The 18,278-nt window shown below is 68.0% G+C and carries 19 protein-coding genes; 10 read left to right on the top strand and 9 right to left on the bottom strand.

Features of this window, described 5'->3' with window-relative positions:
- Positions 1-98: 98 nt before the first annotated feature.
- Positions 99-680, bottom strand: coding sequence for a flavin reductase family protein (locus IEY89_RS22275; protein WP_189149238.1), 582 nt, complete (start codon positions 678-680; stop codon positions 99-101).
- Positions 681-710: 30 nt separating this feature from the next.
- Positions 711-1,955, bottom strand: a complete 1,245-nt coding sequence (locus tag IEY89_RS22270) for an acyl-CoA dehydrogenase family protein (protein WP_189149237.1) — start codon at positions 1,953-1,955, stop codon at positions 711-713.
- A gap of 141 nt (positions 1,956-2,096) precedes the next feature.
- Here IEY89_RS22270 and IEY89_RS22265 point away from each other — a divergent pair, with 141 nt between their 5' ends.
- Complete coding sequence (locus IEY89_RS22265) at positions 2,097-2,798, top strand: TetR/AcrR family transcriptional regulator (RefSeq protein WP_189149236.1); 702 nt, start codon at positions 2,097-2,099, stop codon at positions 2,796-2,798.
- Between the two features lie 590 nt (positions 2,799-3,388).
- Here IEY89_RS22265 and IEY89_RS22260 read toward each other — a convergent pair.
- The 4 genes from IEY89_RS22260 to IEY89_RS22245 all read right to left on the bottom strand — a co-directional run bounded on the left by IEY89_RS22260 (position 3,389) and on the right by IEY89_RS22245 (position 6,229).
- Positions 3,389-4,009, bottom strand: a complete 621-nt coding sequence (locus IEY89_RS22260) for an NADPH-dependent FMN reductase (RefSeq protein WP_189149235.1) — start codon at positions 4,007-4,009, stop codon at positions 3,389-3,391.
- A gap of 61 nt (positions 4,010-4,070) precedes the next feature.
- Positions 4,071-4,955: a nuclear transport factor 2 family protein gene (locus tag IEY89_RS22255; protein WP_189149234.1), complete on the bottom strand. Its 885-nt coding sequence runs from the start codon at positions 4,953-4,955 to the stop codon at positions 4,071-4,073.
- A 115-nt stretch (positions 4,956-5,070) separates the two neighbouring features.
- Positions 5,071-5,610 carry a hypothetical protein gene (locus IEY89_RS22250; protein WP_189149233.1) on the bottom strand — a complete coding sequence of 180 codons (540 nt, stop codon included), beginning with the start codon at positions 5,608-5,610 and terminating at the stop codon, positions 5,071-5,073.
- A 61-nt stretch (positions 5,611-5,671) separates the two neighbouring features.
- Positions 5,672-6,229 carry a hypothetical protein gene (locus IEY89_RS22245; RefSeq protein WP_189149232.1) on the bottom strand — a complete coding sequence of 186 codons (558 nt, stop codon included), beginning with the start codon at positions 6,227-6,229 and terminating at the stop codon, positions 5,672-5,674.
- A gap of 251 nt (positions 6,230-6,480) precedes the next feature.
- On the opposite strand from IEY89_RS22245, the gene IEY89_RS22240 reads away from it, so the two are divergent.
- The 3 genes from IEY89_RS22240 (at position 6,481) to IEY89_RS22230 (ending at position 10,231) form a co-directional block, all read left to right on the top strand.
- The gene (locus IEY89_RS22240; protein WP_189149231.1) at positions 6,481-6,723 is read left to right on the top strand and encodes a DUF6411 family protein; all 243 of its coding nucleotides are present in this window, start codon (positions 6,481-6,483) and stop codon (positions 6,721-6,723) included.
- 132 nt (positions 6,724-6,855) lie between these two features.
- Positions 6,856-7,812 (top strand): polyphosphate kinase 2, encoded by a 957-nt coding sequence (gene ppk2 / locus IEY89_RS22235; protein ID WP_189149230.1) that lies wholly within the window; start codon positions 6,856-6,858, stop codon positions 7,810-7,812.
- Between the two features lie 784 nt (positions 7,813-8,596).
- Positions 8,597-10,231, top strand: coding sequence for an alpha/beta hydrolase (locus IEY89_RS22230; protein WP_189149229.1), 1,635 nt, complete (start codon positions 8,597-8,599; stop codon positions 10,229-10,231).
- A 132-nt stretch (positions 10,232-10,363) separates the two neighbouring features.
- Here IEY89_RS22230 and IEY89_RS22225 read toward each other — a convergent pair whose 3' ends face one another.
- On the bottom strand, positions 10,364-10,735 hold the full coding sequence (locus IEY89_RS22225; RefSeq protein ID WP_189149228.1) for an ArsR/SmtB family transcription factor: 372 nt from the start codon (positions 10,733-10,735) through the stop codon (positions 10,364-10,366).
- Positions 10,736-10,934: 199 nt separating this feature from the next.
- Entirely contained in the window at positions 10,935-11,276 is a 342-nt protein-coding gene (locus IEY89_RS22220) for a hypothetical protein (protein ID WP_373287275.1), read from the bottom strand.
- A gap of 450 nt (positions 11,277-11,726) precedes the next feature.
- Here IEY89_RS22220 and IEY89_RS22215 point away from each other — a divergent pair, with 450 nt between their 5' ends.
- The gene (locus tag IEY89_RS22215; protein WP_189149227.1) at positions 11,727-11,897 is read left to right on the top strand and encodes a hypothetical protein; all 171 of its coding nucleotides are present in this window, start codon (positions 11,727-11,729) and stop codon (positions 11,895-11,897) included.
- 190 nt (positions 11,898-12,087) lie between these two features.
- On the opposite strand, the gene IEY89_RS22210 is transcribed toward IEY89_RS22215, so the two are convergent.
- Positions 12,088-12,675 carry an NADPH-dependent F420 reductase gene (locus tag IEY89_RS22210; protein WP_189149226.1) on the bottom strand — a complete coding sequence of 196 codons (588 nt, stop codon included), beginning with the start codon at positions 12,673-12,675 and terminating at the stop codon, positions 12,088-12,090.
- A gap of 142 nt (positions 12,676-12,817) precedes the next feature.
- Between IEY89_RS22210 and IEY89_RS22205 the strand changes: the two genes are divergently transcribed.
- The 5 genes from IEY89_RS22205 (at position 12,818) to IEY89_RS22185 (ending at position 18,104) form a co-directional block, all read left to right on the top strand.
- Positions 12,818-13,321 carry a MarR family winged helix-turn-helix transcriptional regulator gene (locus IEY89_RS22205; protein WP_189149225.1) on the top strand — a complete coding sequence of 168 codons (504 nt, stop codon included), beginning with the start codon at positions 12,818-12,820 and terminating at the stop codon, positions 13,319-13,321.
- A 497-nt stretch (positions 13,322-13,818) separates the two neighbouring features.
- A complete protein-coding gene (locus IEY89_RS22200; protein ID WP_189149224.1) occupies positions 13,819-14,097 on the top strand; it encodes a polyprenyl synthetase in 279 nt (92 codons plus the stop codon).
- On the top strand, positions 14,094-15,146 hold the full coding sequence (locus tag IEY89_RS22195; RefSeq protein WP_189149223.1) for a polyprenyl synthetase family protein: 1,053 nt from the start codon (positions 14,094-14,096) through the stop codon (positions 15,144-15,146). Before IEY89_RS22200 ends, IEY89_RS22195 begins: the two co-directional genes overlap by 4 nt.
- 26 nt (positions 15,147-15,172) lie before the next feature.
- Positions 15,173-16,336, top strand: a complete 1,164-nt coding sequence (locus tag IEY89_RS22190; RefSeq protein ID WP_189149222.1) for an oxygenase MpaB family protein — start codon at positions 15,173-15,175, stop codon at positions 16,334-16,336.
- 568 nt (positions 16,337-16,904) lie between these two features.
- The gene (locus tag IEY89_RS22185) at positions 16,905-18,104 is read left to right on the top strand and encodes a PP2C family protein-serine/threonine phosphatase (RefSeq protein ID WP_189149221.1); all 1,200 of its coding nucleotides are present in this window, start codon (positions 16,905-16,907) and stop codon (positions 18,102-18,104) included.
- Positions 18,105-18,278 lie beyond the last annotated feature (174 nt).

Genomic DNA, 18,278 nt, shown 5'->3' with positions numbered 1-18,278 from the left:
TGCAGTTCAGTTTGTGGGTGTGAATAAAGGTGAAGAGGTCGGGAAACGGATCGCGAGGGCACCCGGAGGCGCCGGCATCAACCCCATGGCGGCCCGCCTCAGGCGGGTACGGCCGACCGGTCGCTGTTGTCGAGACGCCGGAAACGGCTTCCGTGGAAGACCAAGGGCTCGGCCGACGGCAGCGCCCACAGGCGATCTATCTCCAGCAGGGCGATGGTGTGGTCACCCGCCGGGAGTTCGGCGCGGAGCGTGCAGGCATACCAGGTGACCGCACCGGGAAGGACCACCGCTCCTTCGCCGGTCGTCTCCCAGTGCACCTCGGCGAACCGGTTCTCCTCGGCCCCTGCCAGTGCGCGGCACACCGCACCCTGCTGCTCGCCCAGGACGCTCAGGCCCAGTCGCGGCAGTTGCCTGAGCTTCGGCCAGGTGCGGGACGAGGTCTGGAGGCACACCGAGACGAGGGGCGGAGCCATCGATACGGAGGTGAAGGAGCTCACCGCCATTCCGACGGGGTGATCCTGCACCATTCCGCACACCGCGATCACCCCGCTGGGGTAGGAGCCGAATGCCTCTCGCAGGGCCTGCGGGTCCGTCGGTGCCACTGGTACGGGCTGCGGCTGGAGGCCGGAGTTCGCATTGACGGGCCCACGGGGCCCGTGCTCATTGATCGACATGGTCATCCCTCTCTTTCTTCATCTGTGCCGATCGGCTCAGCCCACCTGGGGCACGCCACCGGCGAACATGGGAAACGGTTCGAACCCGAGGAGCTGTCGGCCGCTGAGCTCTGCCAGCGGGTCGAAGCGGATCGCGCCATGGGTGGCCAGCACGCGTACGTCCCGCGCGAAGCGCTGGATCGGGTTCCTGAGGCTCACCGTGGAGGAGTCGAGGCTGAGTTGGAGCCTGTCGATGGCGTCCGCGCACAGTCGCACCGCGTAGACGAGGTCCATCGTGATCTCGGACTCCTCGTCACCCGTGAACCCGATTCCGGCCAGGGCGCGGCGGTCCACTTCGTCGGCATGGCCGAGGATGGTCGCCTCCGCCGCGTTGATCATCGCGCGGGCCGTTCCGGCGGTCACCTGGGTCGACGGCATGTCCGCAACGGTGGGGTAGGGCAGGTTGAACGGCTTGCGGGCCTTGGCCTGCTCGACGAAGCAGTCGAGGGTGCCGCGGGCCATGCCGAGCGCGACGGCCACGTTGCTGAGACAGGTGATCAGCATGAGCGCGCGGGTGTCGTTGCGGAACCCGATGCCGGTGTAGCGGTCCCGCACGCTGTCCATGACCGCGGGGAAGTCGGCCAGGTCGACGAAGCGGTGATCGGGTACGAACGCCTCCTCCTCGGCGGTGATGCTGTTGCTGGAGGTGGCCTTCAGGCCCATGACCTTCCAGTCGTCCAGGATCGTGTACTGCTCGCGGCCCAGCAGCGCCATCGCCCGGCGTGGTCGGCCTTGCGAGTCCTCGCAGGTCACGCCCACGGCCGCCCAGGCCGCGTGCTTGCACCCGCTGCCGAACGCCCACTTGCCGGAAACCAGCCACCCGCCGTCCGTCCGGCGGGCCGATCCCACGCTGGTGGAGAACACGGAGGCACCGACGACCAGAGGGCCGATCCAGGTGTCGATCTCCTTGAAGGTCTCGTCGACGGTCTGTTGGGGGAAACGGAGGACATTGCGGATGCCGCCGGCCACGAAGACCGTCCAGGCGGCGGATCCGTCGCCTTCGCCGAGCGCTGTGATGATCTCCACGGTGTCTCGCGCCCCGAGCGCGTAGCCACCCAGTTCGACAGGCAGGGCGGTCTTGAAGACCCCCGCTTCGTGTATCGCCCTCAGCGTCTCAGGGGAGAGGGCACCGAGCTCTTCTCCCGCCTGCGCTTCCTCCCGCAGCAGGGGGATGAGGCTGCGTATCTCGTCCCGGATGTGGCGACCGCGGTCGCTGAGGTGCGGAGAGGGGGGCCTGCTCATGGAAGCTCCTTCATGGTCCAACCGAACCGAACTGAACTGCACTGTTCAGTACAGTTGAACCGTACGGTAGGGTTCAGTAAAAGGTCAAGGCATGAGATATATACCGGCTCTCACCTGGGCCGGGACGTGGCGAGGAGTGAGATGGCTGCACAGGGGCGTCCCCAGCGCGCGGGCGCGGGTGGACGGAGCAAACGGGAATCCATACTCGACGCGGCCGTCGAGCTGTTCCTCGAACTCGGCTTCGACCAAACCTCGATGGATGCCGTGGCGGCGCAGGCCGGAGTCTCGAAGACGACCGTCTACGCCCACTTCGGCGACAAGCTGGAGCTGTTCCGGGCGGTGATCGCCTGCGGAGGAGCCTCCCTCGACTTCGACCTTGACCAGACGATGCTGGCCTCCGTCGATGATCCCCAGGAGAGGCTGGCGCGCATCGTCCTGAAGCTCCTCCAGGCCACGACCGCCCCGTACTATCTGGCCTTCATCCGTGTCCTGACCGTCGAGGCGGCCCGCCGCCCCGAACTGACCGAGACGCTTCGGTCCCTCGGTGTACCCCACGTCGTCGGTCTGGTGGCCGCGGCGCTCCGCGAGGACGCGCGGCAGCGCGGCGGTGTCCTTCCCGACGCGGAGGTCCATGCGGGACTGTTCGTGCGTATGACGGTGGCCGGGCCGCAGATGGACGCGCTGTTGGACCTGGAGGCCGACCGGGACCCGGTCCACTTCGAGGCGTACGCCCGGTGGGTGACGGCCATCTTCCTGCGGGGCCTGCGCTCCGACGACCTGCCGGATGCCCCCGATTCTGCGATCAGTCAGGTCTTCCCGTGGCTGTCGCGGGCGAACTCCTGACAGGCACTGGACGGTGCGTCCAGCCGCCGGACACACGCCTGGTGAGGGACTCGCCGGCACCGTCCGGGCCGAGGAACCCGGTGATGGTGCCCGGCCTCGTCACCGGAACTCGGAGTACGGGAGCCACGAATCTCGGTACCCAGGGGAGCAATGAGACGGACGCTGTGGTGCCGCGGTGCCATCCCGAGTGAACGTCCGTAGCGGCCCCGACTCCGTCCGGGGCTGACAGGACCTGGACGGGAGCCGGCGTGACTCGTGTCCCGGCTGCACCACAGGCGTTGCCTTCGCCTCGGACGCGGGCGAGGTGGTCGGATTCGATCATGGTGCCGCCGAGGATCACGTGGGACATGACATCGCGTGGCGTTGCGCGTCGGCGCCGGACCAGGCCCTCGCGCAGGCCGCCGTCCGACCGGCGAAAGGCGGCCGGGGGAGAGGCGGAGGATGCCCGACATGCCGGCGTGCAACGGCGCTACTCCGCCCCGCCGGCCACACCGCGCCCCCTCCCCCCGGATCGGTCCCGTCTCCTGCATCACCCCGCTACGCTCCCCAAGGCGGCCGGCCAGGCGAAACGTCAAAGGGCGGCTGGAGCGTCAGACCCGTGACACGGGTGTTCCCGGCGTCGGCGGCGCGGCGGGCGCTTGTGGCGGCGGGTTCAGGCGCAGGGGCTGCAGGGCCTCGGTCCACCGCAGGAGTTCGTCGAGCATTGTCGTGGCTGCGGCCTCCAGGGGTTCGTCGGCCCGGAAACCGCCCTCGTCCATGAGCTTGAAGACGAACGGTATGGCGACGGCCTCGGGAATCGGCATCATCTTGAGAGTCGTCGCGACCTGCTTGAGCATCTGAACGGAGCGCAGACCGGCTGCGACGCCGCCGTAGCTGACGAATCCGACGGGCTTGTAGAGCCACTCCCGGTACAGGAAGGAAAGGGCGTTGAGCAGCGCGGCAGGAGGACCGTAGTTGTATTCGGGCGTGACGAAGACGAAGGCGTCTGCCTCGTCCACCATGGCGCTCCACCTGAGCGTGTGCTCGTGGGTGTACTGACCCGCCCGCGGATGACCGGGCTCGTCGAGCAGCGGGAGGCCGAGCGCGGCGAGGTCGACGAGTTCGACGTCGAAGCCGCCGTGCTGCTTCGCGGCCCGGGCCGCCCACTCGCCGATGGGCAGTCCCAGTCGGCCGGGACGAGTGCTTCCGATGACGACGTGCAGTTTCGGCATGGATGAGTCTTTCCGAGTATGTGTGTTCGAGGGCGACCAGGCCGAGGGAGTCGGCGACCGGTCAAGTCCCGGCGGCGGCCGGGGGACCGGGGGGCATGGGCGGGGCGGACTTGGTGATGCCGCTCCAGTGCTCCACGAGCTGTTGCCCGCGCACGCGGTAGGCGTCGTACACGTAGTACGGGTAGAGCGCGCCGCTTCCGTCGGGTTCGGCCTGGGGCAGTAGTCCGGCGACAACGACGATGTCGCCCTCGGCGACGATCAGCGCGGGCGGAACGAGGGGCTCGGCGGGCGCGGGCACGGGGCCGTCGGGGAACCGGCTGCGCACGAACTCCTCCAGCCCCGCCCTGCCTGGCGGGTAGTGCGAGACGTGCTGGAGGTAGTCCTCGGACACGAAGTCCTTGACCGCATCCGGGTTCTGCGCGTCGAAGACACAGCGGTAGAAGTCCACCACCAGGCGCTTGTTCGCCTCGATGTCGGTCGAAGGGGATGACGACACGGTGGTCGCCCGCGTCGGTGTACCCGGTGCGGGGAGCTGTGGTGGGGCGATCTTGTTGTGGGACGGCCAACGCTCGGCGATCCGTCCGTCGCGGATGCGGTAGGTGGTGAACGCGTAATAGTCGAAGGTGCGGCCGGGGGAGTCCGGGTCCGGTTGCGGCATGTAGTGGCAGATGCAGACGAGGTCGTTCTCCCCAATGACGAACACCGGGTCCAGCGGCCCTGAGGCATCGGCCGCGCCATGGTCCGCCGCAGGTCCGCGGTCGAGGTCGCGGCGCAGGAGATCGGCGAACGCCTGTGCGCCGTCCGGGACGTCGGCACCGTGCTGAACCAGGTCCGGCGCGACGTAGTCGGCGACCGCGTCGGCGTTCCTCGCGCCGAAGACATCGGTGAGGAACCGGCCGACCAGGAGTTTGTTCGTGTGTGGCTGTTGCTCAAGTGGTGAAGCCATACAGCTAACTAAACTGTACCGTCCAGTTCAATGTCAACCGCCTGGATTCCGGGACCGGGGACGTCCTCTCTGGCCGAGGACCACTCCGCCTCTGCTGCCGCGCCGCCACGTCTCGTCAGGTGACCAGCAGGCGATTGAAGAACGAGCGGTAGTGGCGCAGTGCCAGACGCAGGTCCTCGGTGTCCGCCTGTTCGCCCCGGTTCCACTGTCCTTCGAGTTCTTGTTTGTGGTCGGCGAACGTCGCGGCCAGCTTCTGCATCACCTCGGCGACGAGGGCGTCGGCAGTGTGCACGGCGTCGCGCGGGTCGTCCACGAACTCGTTCTGCACCTCCTGCCAGCGTGTGCGGAACCCCTCCTCATCCTCCGGGGTGAGGAGCTGGGGGGCCTCGTCCTCGGCACGCGCGCCCGGGTCTGTCGCCTGGTGCTGGGTGTGTGAGTCGGCTCCCCTCTCCTCGTCCCGGGTGCCCGGGTCGGCGCCCGTGGGCTCGTCTTCGCCGGGCATGTCCGGTGTGTTCGTGCTCTCGCCGGGGAAGGTCGGTATGTCGGCCGAAGTGCTTGCCGCGTCCTCCTGCGCGTACGTGTCACGAGGGTGGGCAAGGTCGTCGGTGGACAGGCCGCTTGCGGCGGCGGTGCCCGGTGCGTCTTCGCGGTGCATCTCTTCTCCGTTCCTGGGCGCCTGGGCCTGCCGGATCGGGACGATGGGCTGTCCGAGCCGTTCAGGCCGGGGTGTGGCGGGGTCCGCCGTCGTCGGAGAGCAGCTCGTCGAACAGGGTCCGGTAGTGCACCATGGCACCCCGCAGTTGTTCGGTGGTCGCCTCGTGACGGGTGCTCAGCACATTGACGTCGTGGGCGGCCTGGTAGTGCTCGAGAGTGCGGCCGTGCTCGACCGAGAGGTCCCTGAGCTGTTGATCGAAGTCCTGGGTCGGGTAGCCGCGTTCGTGCATCAGGGAAGTCACCAGGCGGTCCGCGTCGTGCACGGCGTCCTCTGGACGGTCCACGAACTCGTCCTGCACGCTGGTCCAGTCCCGGGTGTACCGATCCCTGACCCTGTCGTCCAGCGGCTTGATGTCCAGCGAGTCGTGCCGCTTCTCGCGGGCCCTGAGCTCGCGCTCCCCGGCCATGCGGCTGTCGGCGTCCTCCACTGTTCGGCCGTACTCCGGGCCGAAACGCTCACGCAGCTTCCGACGGCGCATGAGCAACCAGGCCGCCGCGGCAGCCAGGACGATCACCACCACGATGGAAATGATGATCGCTAGAAGTGTCCCTGTTGACATCGGCAGACCACCTAACGTGCGCCCTGCATATCCTTATTTAGGGGAGTCACCAACGTTTCGTCCTTTAAACAGTGATTCGTGGAGAAAGCGCCGCGGTCAGGCCCACCGGCCGCGCAGGTGTCGGCGATGTTGCGTTCGGCCGGGCGCCGTCGGCCGACCGGCCGAAACCACCAGGGGTACCGAATACATGGAGAGCGCGTGAGGGGGCACCCGTGTTCTCCCGACCATTTACCGTTTAAAGGAGCCGACTCATGATCATTGCCGGAGTCATCGGAGTGTGTGTGATCCTGGCCGTGCTGGCCTTCTTCATCCCGCGCCTCTCCCGCCACCCCGAACGCGGTACGCAGCGTACGCTCGGCGCCGGTGCACGGGCCGGTGGCAAGGCGCCCGGCGTCCTGGGCCGGCTTTTCAGCAAGCCGTTCAACTCGAGTTCCCGCGCCGTGGGCCGGAGCGGCTCGGCCGGCCGCCGCACCCGCCGCCGCATGCCCTTCTGACCTCGCCGAGGCCATGTCGATCGGCGTGGCTGTCCGGAGCGGGTGAGGCCTTCATCGTCGGGCCGGGTCCTGCCCGGACAGTCGGCGGGACCGTACGGAACTGAGTACCCAGGCTCATGGGGGAGTGGTGTGATGAACGCTGAACCGGCCGACAGGCTGCTGGACGGGCTGACCGTGGACACCAGCCGGCAAGAGCGACCGATCCTGTTGGACGGAGTCGGCCGCCCCCTCAAGACCTGGCGTGAGAACCACCCGTACGACCGCAAGGTCAGCCGCGACGACTACGAGCGGGCCAAGCGCGTCCTGCAGATCGAGCTGCTCAAGCTCCAGCGGTGGGTGAAGGAAACCGGCGCGCGCGTGGTCGTCGTGTGTGAAGGGCGCGACGCGGCGGGCAAGGGCGGCACCATCCAACGTCTCATCGAGCGGCTCAACCCCCGTGGCGCGCGCGTGGTCGCCCTGGACAAGCCCACCGAGCGCGAGGCGGGTCAGTGGTACTTCCAGCGGTACATCCAGCACCTGCCGACAGCGGGAGAGATCGTCTTCTTCGACCGTTCCTGGTACAACCGGGCCGGCGTGGAACGAGTGATGGGTTACTCCTCGAAGGAGCAGTACGAGCTGTTCCTCGAGCAGTGTCCGGCCTTCGAGCGGATGCTCGTCGACGACGGCGTCCTGCTGGTGAAGTTCTGGTTCTCCGTGTCCCGTGCCGAGCAGCGCACCCGTTTCGCCATCCGGCAGGTCGACCCGGTGCGCCAGTGGAAGCTGTCACCCACCGACCTGGCCTCGCTGGACCGGTGGGACGACTACACCGAGGCCAAGGTCGACATGTTCCGCGCCACCGACACCGAACGCGCCCCCTGGACCGTCGTCAAGAGCAACGACAAACGCCGTGCCAGGCTGGAAGCCATGCGCAGTCTGTTGTCGCGCATCGAGTACACCAGCAAGGATCCTGAGGCGGTCGGTACCCCCGACCCGCTCATCGTCGGCGCAGCCAACACCCTCCTGGAGCCCGGCGAGGAGGACACCACTCTGTCGCCCACTCCGCTGGCTCCCCGCACCAGCGGGCCTGGCAGCCACCCGGAAACCACCTGACGACAGGGGTCGAGCCTTCCGCAGGCGCAGCGCTCCCCGTGCTGAGCGGGTTACAGCGGCGCGACACCACTTCGCCCGGAACCGGCCGCCCACCTGGTCGGCGCGCCAAGGGACGCGAGTGATCCGGTGGCCGTTCCGGTTCGAAGGCATGGTCGTCGCCGACCGCCGACGAACCGTGCTCCTGCCGGCCGACGCGCCACCCGTCCCAGGCCGGGCAGCAGGTGACGGAGTCCGCCCTGCCTGGGCCGAGGCACATGGATCTTCTCGTTCTGATCGCCCGCCGTGCGTGGTCCCCCCCTGCGACGGTCGCGGTCGGCAGGGCGACGTTCGGCACGCCACTCTTCCAGCGCTGCCCCGGCATTGGTGAGTACGGCCGCCAGGAACCGGTACGTGCCGACGAGCGCCTGCAGTTGGACTCCAGGCGGAGGTCCACGGATCGTCGACGGTGCGAAGCGCCTCCACCTTCGTGATAGCTGAGGGCTGCGCATGTCCCGTAGTGGTGGGGGGTTGTACGTGGGAGCTGACGCCATTCGTCGTTCCGAGCAGGGGACTCCCGGTTTTCCCGGAGGGCAGTGGTTCGACCCGGGGCTGTGCGTCGGCTGATGCCAGGTGCCGCCTCCAATGTGGTGGAAGGCGTCCGAGCCGCGTCCTCGGATCGAGATCAGATGAAGAAAAAGTTGATCGGCATGGCACCGTTCTCGCTACTTTTCCGTCTGTTCAGATAGCCGAACTCGCTGTGCACAGTGAGCGCTTGGCCAAGCATTGACCCAGGGGGAAGGAAAGCATGACCACTCCACGTCGCAAACCGAGACGCTTCGGACGGATCACGGCTGTCGGAGCCGCGCTGACAGCACTCATGGCCGCAGTGACCGGGACGGCCACTCAGGTGGCGGCCTCGTCGAAGACGCCGCAGAAGCCGCCCGTGCCGTCGCTCGCCTGGACCGACTGTCAGAGCGGCTTCGAGTGTGCGAACGCCGACGTTCCGCTCGACTACCGCAAGCCGTACGGTAAGACCATCACCCTTGCGGTGGTCCGTAAGAAGGCCGCGGACCAGACGAAGCGCAAGGGCACACTGTTCATGCAGCCGGGAGGACCCGGCAACTCCGGCGTGGACTTCGTGCGGAACAACCACGCGGACCTGCCGGCCGCACTGCGCGACTCCTTCGACGTCTTCGGCTACGACGTCCGCGGTGTCGGCCGCAGTTCGGCGCTGACCTGCTTCGACGACGCCCGGTACACGCGAGCCGTCACGGAGGCGAAGGGCGTGCCGGGCCCGGACGCCTTCGAGCCGGCGCTGCGCCAGGCCGCCGAATTCGACCAGGCCTGCGTGGACAACACGGGCGAGCTGCTGCCCTACATCGGCACGGAATACGTCGCCCGGGACATCGACCTGCTGCGGGAGGCCCTCGGGGAGAAGCAACTCACCTACTACGGGCGGTCGTTCGGGTCGTACATCGGGACCGTCTACGCTGCCATGTTCCCGAAGCGGGTGCGGGCTCTGACCCTCGACGGCGGGTACGACCCGGTGCACTACGCCAACCGCCCGTATGCCTACGACCGGCCGCAGTACCTGGCGCTGGACGGCGCGATGGGCCGCTTCCTCGACTGGTGCGCCGCTGACCAGGCCACCTGCGGGTTCGGCGACGGCAATCCGCGCGCGGCGTTCGAGAAGCTGAAGTCCGACCTGGACGCCAACCCCGTGACGACCGCGAACGGCGGCCGGGCCAACGGCTACACGCTGGTCTACCGGCTCATGTTCAACATCAACGAGGGCAAGGTCATCTGGCCCGAGCTCGGCGCGGCACTGCGCAAGGCCCAGCTGCGGGACAACACGTCCTTCCTGTTGCGACCGCCGTCCCCGGCCAGCTTCGACTTCCTGGGCCCGAACGTGGCCGTCGAGTGCGTCGACCGGGACTACCCGCGCGACCTGCGCCTGCTGAAGCGGAACGTCACCGCCTTCGCGAAGGAGGCTCCGCTGCTCGGCCCGGCGATGGCGTACGGCCCTCCCACGTACGACCATCAGCACGCAACCGCCTGCGTCCAGTGGCCCGGCGAGCGGGTCAGCCGCTACGACGGCTCCTACCGGGCGAAGGGCTCGGCGCCGATCCTCGTCCTCGGGACCACCGGAGACCCGGACACCCCGTACCAGGACTCGGTGGCGCTGTCCCGGCAGCTCGACAACGCCTCGCTGCTCACCTTCCGGGCCGAGGGGCACACCGCGTTCGGCCGCAGTGCCTGCGCGACGGACGCGGTCATCGCCTACCTGGTGGATCTCAAGGTCCCGGCCTCGGGCACGACCTGCGCCGACGAGACGCAGCCGCCTTCCTCCACACCCAGGACGGCCCCGCCCGGTACGACGCTCAGCGAACTCCGTAACGGTGTCGACGAGCGCGTGGAGCGCATCGGCTCCGTGAACTGACGTTCTCACTGCCCCGACCCCGAGGCGCCGGTCTTCCCCGACCGGCGCCTCGGGCTTTGCTGGTGACGGTGGGACAGGTCCGGTCCGTGGAGCGCTCTGCTGCTCGCGGGGTGGGTCACAGAGCCCGGGGGGTCAGGAGCGGTGGACGGATCCGCTGGGGGTGAGGGCCGGTTGCGGGTCTGCCTGCTGGAGTTCGGCGAGCAACTCGCTCTGGCCGGAGATCAGTTCGGTCAGGATCCGGCGGGCCGCGCGCAGGAGCTCGGCCACGTCGCCACCGGCCAGGGCATAACTGACGGTAGAGCCCTCCCGGATGGACACCACGATCCCCGAGCGGCGTAGTACGGCCAGCTGCTGGGAGAGGTTGGAGGGCTCGATCTCGATCTCGCTGAGCAGGTCCCGTACGGGGACGGGGCCGTTCTGTAGGAGTTCCAGGACCCGGATGCGTACCGGGTGGCCGAGCATCCGGAAGAACTCGGCCTTGGCCTGGTAGAGGGGGACCTGCATGGTGAATCGCTCGCTCCCTGCCGCATTCGACGGGCTGCATCCGGGCCCGGTGGCCCTGTAGGTGCCACCGCAGGCGGTCTCGGGGACCGATCCTCGTGCATCCGGCCTCGCACGCCCATGGGATTGATCTGATCCGGATGTGCCCAGTTGAAGAAATCTTCAAGTCGTGGGCGTGCGAGGCCATGGAGAACGCGGCTTCCTACACGTCCAGTTGCGCCTCGACACTCTTGAGCTGGTGGCGGGCCATCGCGAGGTTGGACTTCTTCGCGTCGAGCACGAGGTAGAGGAACAAGCCGTTGCCACCGCGGCCCTTGAGCGGCCGGAGGATGTGGTACTGGCTGCCGAGTGTGATCAGGATGTCCTCGATCTCGCCCTTGAGTCCGAGGTGTTCCATGGTGCGGGTCTTGGCTCGGATCACGTCCGTGTTGCCCGCCGCGGCGACCGTCAGGTCAAGGTCCTTGCTACCTCCGAGCGTGCCCAGCGCCATACCGCTGGTGTAGTCGACGAGAGCAGTTCCTAACGAGCCCTCGATCGAGGCCATGATCTCCTTGAGGCAAATCTCCACATTGCTGATACCGACATCCCCTTTTGCTCCCTGCGAGGCGCGGGAGTCGCATGCCTCGTCGATGTCCCGGACCTTACGTAGGGCCGGCGGCCGGCAGCCTTGTTGTTCCGGTACTGGCCGAGGGAGCCTCAAAAAAGTCGGATGATGCTATATCTGCGACCGCTCCTGCTCGGCGAATGGCAGACGCTGTGAGCCTTGAAGGCCACCGTGCGCTCCGTCGGTTGAACTCCCCGTTCACCAGGGGGACTTGCGCGACGGCCTGCTCTTGTTCGCGGAGTGCTCACCCATGGCGGGTGACGCCCGCGCGGGCACCCATGCGTTCCCGACCCTTGGCAGGCCGCACCCTTCGACGGGACGCCATCGCCAGAGGCGTAAGAGAGGGATAAAGGGGCACACGGATCTCACCCTTTCGAGAGGAACCGCTCCATGCTTGGTATAGCCGCAGCAGTACTGTTCTTCATCGCGTTCCTGATCAACGCTGCTGAGATCTCCACGAACGATGTCTTCTCTTCCACGAACGTCATGCTCCTCGGCCTGATGCTCCTGGCCCTGCACGTTGCGGGAATCGGGAGCGGCTGGTCCGGCCGCAGGCGCTGACATAGTCGGAATCCGGGGTGGGGTGAGGCAATGACGACGCCTCACCCCACCCCAATGCCCGCACGGGTACCGCGTGCGCCTTCGCACCCCTGGCCCCTGGCCGAGTAACGGAGTTCAGCAGGCGTACGGTCGAATTGCTGCTCCTGCCAAACCGCTGATCGGTGGAAGCGGCTTTTTCGTACGCATCGGATCAGGCGCGGGCCAGTGTGAAGCCGATGCCCGGGCCCAGGCCTTGACCGAAGGCGAGCTGGATCAGCAGCTCGACGGCGGGCTCCGTGTAGCGGGCGTTGCTCAGTGGGCCCGCGTCGACGGCATCGAAGCCCAGCTCGGCGGCGAGTTCGAGGACCGTCTTTCTGGCGGGCTCGTCGTCGCCGGCCACGGGCAGGAGGAGCGGGCGATCGCCGACCATGCCGGTCTCCATGGTGGTGGCCATGGCCGTGTTGAATGCCTTGACCACGCGGGCGCCGGGCAGTGTCGCGGCGTTCTGCTCGCCTCCCGAGGTGGTGTGGCCCACGGTCAGCGACATGAAGTCGGCGGCCAGGGGATTGGTGGCGTCTACGACGACCTTGCCGGACAGGGCGGCCTTCACCTGCGGGTCCAGCTGGGCGACCGCCCCGAAGGGCGCGGCGAGCACGGTGACCTCGGCGGCCTCGGCAGCTGCGGCGAGCAGGGCCGGGTCGGTGGTGGAGTTGGCGGTGGTGACCTCGTGTCCGTTCTCGGTGAACCGTCGGGCGAGGACGGAACCGACATTGCCCGTACCGATGACGACGATCTTCATGACTGCTCCCTGGGGCATGGCTGTGCTGCCTGGTCGGCAGATGCTTCGAATTCGAAGTTCTTGTTCGATGTCCAGGACTGTAGTCACGCTTCGAACTCGAAGCAAGTGCTTCGAGTTCGAAGTAGAAGGGTAGGGTGGTGCCATGACCGAACCCGAGCCCCGTTGGCTGGACGAGACGGAGATGCGCGCCTGGAACGGATTCCTCGTGACCGCGAGTCTGATGGATCGCGTGGTTGACGCTCAGCTCAGCGAGGCAGGCGGGGTCAGCAGGGTCCAGTACGAGATCCTCACCCGTATCCACGCGAGCCCGGGCCGACGGCACCGGATGACCGAGCTTGCCGCGGGGATGGTCTTCTCGCGCAGCGGAATGACCTACCAGGTCGCCCAGTTGGAGAAGGCCGGGCTGCTGCGCCGCGAGACCGACGCCGAGGACGAGCGCGGGGTGCTGGCGATCCTCACCGACGAGGGCGAGCGGGTCCTCGAAGCCGCCGCCCCCGGCCATCTGGCCACAGTCCGCGAGGGCTTCGTGGACATCCTCAGCCACGAGCAGATCGCCCAGCTCGCCGACATCATGGACATCACCAGCGCCCACCTGCGCGCTACCGTCCCTGTCACCCCGCCTCGCAAGGCCAGGGGCGTCCTCTAGGACGGGGGCGAGCCGGGAGACTGCCGGCGGCCTGTCGCTCGGTCACCTCGAAGGCTGTCGGACGGCAGACCCTGTCGTCGCCCCTTCGAGGCGGAGGACCCATTGTCGTGCGCGGGCGGGGCCGGTGGCGGCGCCTCTGGAAATGACGCCGACGGCCGAGTGCCGACGGGGTCACGGCGCGATGTGCGAGGCCGGAACAGGACCTTTTCGACACCGGTCGCTGGCGTGGGAAGTCATACAGCCATCCCAGGGCGGACAGCTGCTCACTGTGGGGTGACCGTCCGACAGCTGCCCGCATGCTGTGAGGTTCGTGTCCCATACAGGTGTCGTCTACTGCCTGTCCGGATCTTTGAAATAGATCACTCGATGGTGCATCAGGGCTGCCTGGGGCGTCTTCGATCGTCAGACTCGAAGCGGGTCGTGACGAACATCGCTACGCGCTGCTCCGTGCCGACCAGCCGGAGCCGGGGCGGGCCTCGCCTTCAGGGAGACATGCTGTGACACACCATGACGGTCGCAAGCCGGGCCTCGCCGAGGACACGGTGGCCCTGGTGGCCGGCCTTGCCGATCTGGCCGTATGCGGGTTGAGCGGCGCCGTGGGAAGCGTGAAGGGCTTGTTGCGCCGGTCCGATCTGGGGGACCTTCTGGCTGACGGTCAGGAGGAGACCAAGGCACGGGGCCGCCTCCTCCTGGACCGGCACGGAGCCCCGCCGCCGGCTCACATGGAGGTCCTCGCCCGTACCGTCACCGCGCGCTCAGAGGGAGAGGGGCAGTGAGTGAAGGGGAAGACCACGCCCTGCTGAGGCAGCGCGTCGACCAGGTCCTCAGAGCGTTCGTCACCGCGGAAGCACAGGCGCTGGCCGACATCGATGACTGTCTGGCGCCGGTCGCGGAGCAGCTTCATGCCGCGACCGAGCACGGCAAGCGGCTCAGGGCGGCGTTCTGCTACTGGGGCTGGCGCGGGGCCGGCCAGCCCGACAGCGAGGCGCTGGTCCGCGCCGCCGGCGCGATCGAGCTGATCCATGCGGCAGCCGTCGTGCACGACGACCTGATCGACCACAGCCGAACCCGGCACGGCCGGCCCACCGGCCACATCGCCCTGCGTGAGATCCTCACCGGCCATGCGCGGCCGAGGGCCGGCGCCCGGGCCCTGGCCATGCTGGTGGGTGATCTGCTGATGTCCATGGCCGGGCAACTGTTCACCACCTCCGGCCTGCCCGGCGCCTACTTGAGCAGGGCCCGGCCTCTGTGGGCGGTTCTCGCCCGTGAACTGGTGGCAGGTGAGTGCCTGGAAGTCCTGCGCACCGGAGCCGAGCCGGACCCGGACGCATCGGTGAAGGTGATCCGCTACAAGACCGCCAAATACACCGTCGAACACCCTCTGCAGATCGGCGGCCTGCTCGCCGGTGCCCCACCGCGGCTGTTGCGGGCGTACAGCGAATACGGCGTCCCGCTGGGCGAGGCGTTCCAGCTGCGCGACGACCTGCTGGGCCTGTTCGGCGATCCTGAGCAGACCGGCAAGGACCCGGCCGATGACCTGGCCGGGAACCGGCCCACCGCTCTGATGGCCCACGCTCTCACCGGCGCGACCAAGGCGGAACATGCCGAGTTGAACCTCCTGCTCGGGCAGGCGAACCTCAGCGAGCGACAGGTGGAACGGGCGCGGGAGATCGCTCACCGCACCGGCGCCGTCGCCCGCGTCGAAGACATGATCACCGCTCGGCTGCGGGAAGCCCAGGACGCCCTGGCCGGCGCCGATCTGGCCATCGAAGCACGCCACGCACTGTCGGCTCTGGCGACTGTCTCTGTCATCCGCACGTACTGACCGGCCACCCCCACCGGAGGAGCACCATGACCTACACCCAAGCGTCCATGGACGCCCTGCGCACCGAAGGGGACGAACTCGCCGACGCTACAGTGGCGACCCTGTTCGAGCGCGGGGAGGTCGGCAAGTTCAACACGCTCATGCGTTACGTCTCCACCGTCGGGCAGGACCTGCCCGAAGGGCTGCCCGACGTCGCCCGCGAGTACCTGAACGCCACCAGCACGCCCCCGGCCTGGGTCGACTGGGGTGAGATGGAGAAGGCGCGGCTGTTCTTCATCGACAACAACGTGCACATCTCCACCGCGCTGTCGTTCGCATCGATGCCCGCCTGCTACGTCCTTCCCCACGTGGCGAAGCTGCTGTCGTCCACCCATTCGCTGAAGTACCCCTCCAAGCGGATGGCGGAGACCGGCCAGTTCACCGTCTACCTCATGCAGCCCGGCGCGTTCGAAGCCGGCAGCCGATTCATCCCCGCAGCCCAGAAGGTGCGGCTGCTGCATGCCTCCATCCGTCACCACCTCAAGCGGGAGGACCGCTGGGACACCGCCGCCCTGGGTACGCCGATCTGTCAGGAAGACATGATCGGCGGGCAGATGATGTTCTCCATCCAGGTCCTCGACGCCCTGCACCGCCTTGGCATCCACATGAGCAACGAAGGCGCCGAGTCCTACTACTACGCCTGGCGCGTGGTGGGCGCCATCCTTGGCATCGACCAGGACCACGTCCCCCAGGACCTGCAGACAGCACGAGAGTTCTCCGACCTCTACATGACCCGCCACATGGGCCCCAGTGAGGAAGGAGCCCAGCTCACCCGCCAGCTCATCGACCTCTACGAGGAGGTCGTGCCCGGCACCTTCTTCGATCCGATCGTGTCCGCCCTGATCCGCTACCTGATCGGCGACACCTGCGCCGACTGGCTGCAAGTGCCCCGCACCACCTGGGACACCGTCGTCAAGGTCGCCCCCGCCCTGCTGGGCGTGCTGGAAACCGTCGAGGACCACTCACCCCTGGCGGGATGGGCCCTTGACCGACTCGGCCACCTGACCAGCGTCCTGGAACTGTCCTCCCTCACCCGTGGCCGCGTCATGCACTACGCCATCCCCGAACAGCTCAAGAACGACTTCGGAGTCAGCACCACCATCCCACCCAAGGGCCGCTGGACCCCGCCGCCGATGACCATCAGCCAGTAGGACAACAAGCGGTCCGATCGTTCCGCGGGACGCGTCCGCCCACCCCATCAGGAAAGGCGGACGGCTCGCTTCCCTCCAACCGACAGCGATGCGCGAAACCGCTCACGCCGACCGTCTCCAGCCGGAACGGCGGCCGACAGGCCGGGCTCTGCCGTACCACCCGTCACCCTCCGCGAAGCACATGCCGCTGAGGTCAGGGGCAGCGATCCGTGGTCATCAGTGGGCACGGGGTGGGTCTCCTCGGGTTCGTTCGACGACGGCGCGAGGAGCGCTTTCCGTGTTGTCCCGTTCCATGCTGTGCAACGGCCCTCAAAGTCCCAGGAATTCGCCTGTCGACAGGGGCGCCTCGCGCTACCGCCGCGAGCCACTGCTGGACGCGATCGGCACACCGCGCCGGCCCGCCTGCCTTGTGGGCGGGCGCTCCGCCCGGCTGCCCACGGACGTCGGCCGACGGGCCCGGGAGCCGCTCGTGCCGATCCGAGCAGCTCTCTGACCAGGCAAAATCAGGGGAACAGGTGATGTTGCGCGGACTCGGGGAAGAAGGTGCGGCAGCAGACAGGAGGTTGTCGTGAAGGGTGAAGATCTGGAACTGGGCGAGTTGCTGGCCGCTGCGGAAGCGGCCCCGCCCGGTGAGTCCGTCGACGTGGTGGCACACGACCTGCAGAAGCGGTTCGGTGCCGAGCGTGTGTCCTTCCTGTTCGTCGACCTGATCGGCCAGCGGCTTGTTCGGCTCGCCGCGTCCGATGACGAAGCTCTCGACGATGCCGGCCCGGTCGCTCTGCAGGGCAGTGTCTACGACGGCGTTCTGCGGAGCCAACGCCAGCATGTGGAACCGGACGGCCAGGGCGGACGGCACGTCATCACGCCGGTCACCAACCGCGGCGACTGCATCGGCGTTCTGGAGGTGACGCTGCAGTCAGCCGACGACACCGTACTGCGCCAGGTCCGCGACGCGGCGCACGCGTTGGCCTACATCATCGTCACCGACCGCCGCTTCACCGATCTCTACCATCTGGGCCGGCGCACCACCAAGCCCAGCCTGGCCGCGGAGATCCAGCACCAGTTGCTTCCCTCGGCCCCCTGTTGCGAGGCGGAGCAGTTCACTCTGGCCGCCGGGCTGGTTCCGGCCGACGACATCGGTGGCGACACCTACGACTACACGCTCGACCGCGACACCCTGCACCTGTCGATCACCGATGCCATGGGCCACGACACGGACTCCGCCCTGCTGGCCACCTTGCTCGTCGGCGCGCTGCGGCGGGCTCGCCGGAGCGGCTGTGACGCTCTCAAGCAGGCCCGGCACGCCCACGAGGCCCTGTTGAGCCACAGCCGTGGTCTGGCCACCGGACAGTTGTTCTGCGTCGACCTCGAGACAGGTCTGTGCGAACTGGTCAACGCCGGCCATCCGCGGCCACTGCTGTTGCGCGGCGGCGCCGTGGAAGAGCTGGAACTCGGCGTCAACCTGCCGTTCGGCGTGGCGGCCTCCAGCTCCTACCGTCTACAGGAACTGCAGCTGTGTCCGGGAGACCGCCTGGTCCTGCTCACCGACGGAATGCAGGAGCGCGGTGCCGCGGCCGTCGACCTGGCCGCGATCGTTCACCACACACGTGCACTGCACCCGCGCGAAGCCGTCCGGGGCCTGACCGCCTCGGTGCTCGACGCCTGCCACGGCAACCTCAGGGACGATGCCACGGTCCTGATACTGGACTGGCACGGCAAGCGCAGCAGACCGGCGGACACGTCCGACTCCTACGGCCTTGTGAGATGAGGACGACTACGACTCGGTGGGTGAGAGGGAACCAGACCGGTATTGACGACCTCCCGCGCGCATCGCCGTGAACTGCTTCTGATCTGGTCTGCCGGAGGTTCGGGGCAGCACGGAGCCGCCACCGAAGCCGATGCCGTTCACTGCTCGCCGACCTGGATTGTCGGGCCGGGAATT

Origin of the sequence: Streptomyces lacrimifluminis (genome assembly GCF_014646095.1) — a bacterium.
Classification (GTDB): domain Bacteria; phylum Actinomycetota; class Actinomycetes; order Streptomycetales; family Streptomycetaceae; genus Streptomyces; species Streptomyces lacrimifluminis.
The sequence above is the reverse complement of the archived record's forward strand: the minus strand, read 5'-3'. Positions and strand labels throughout refer to the sequence as shown.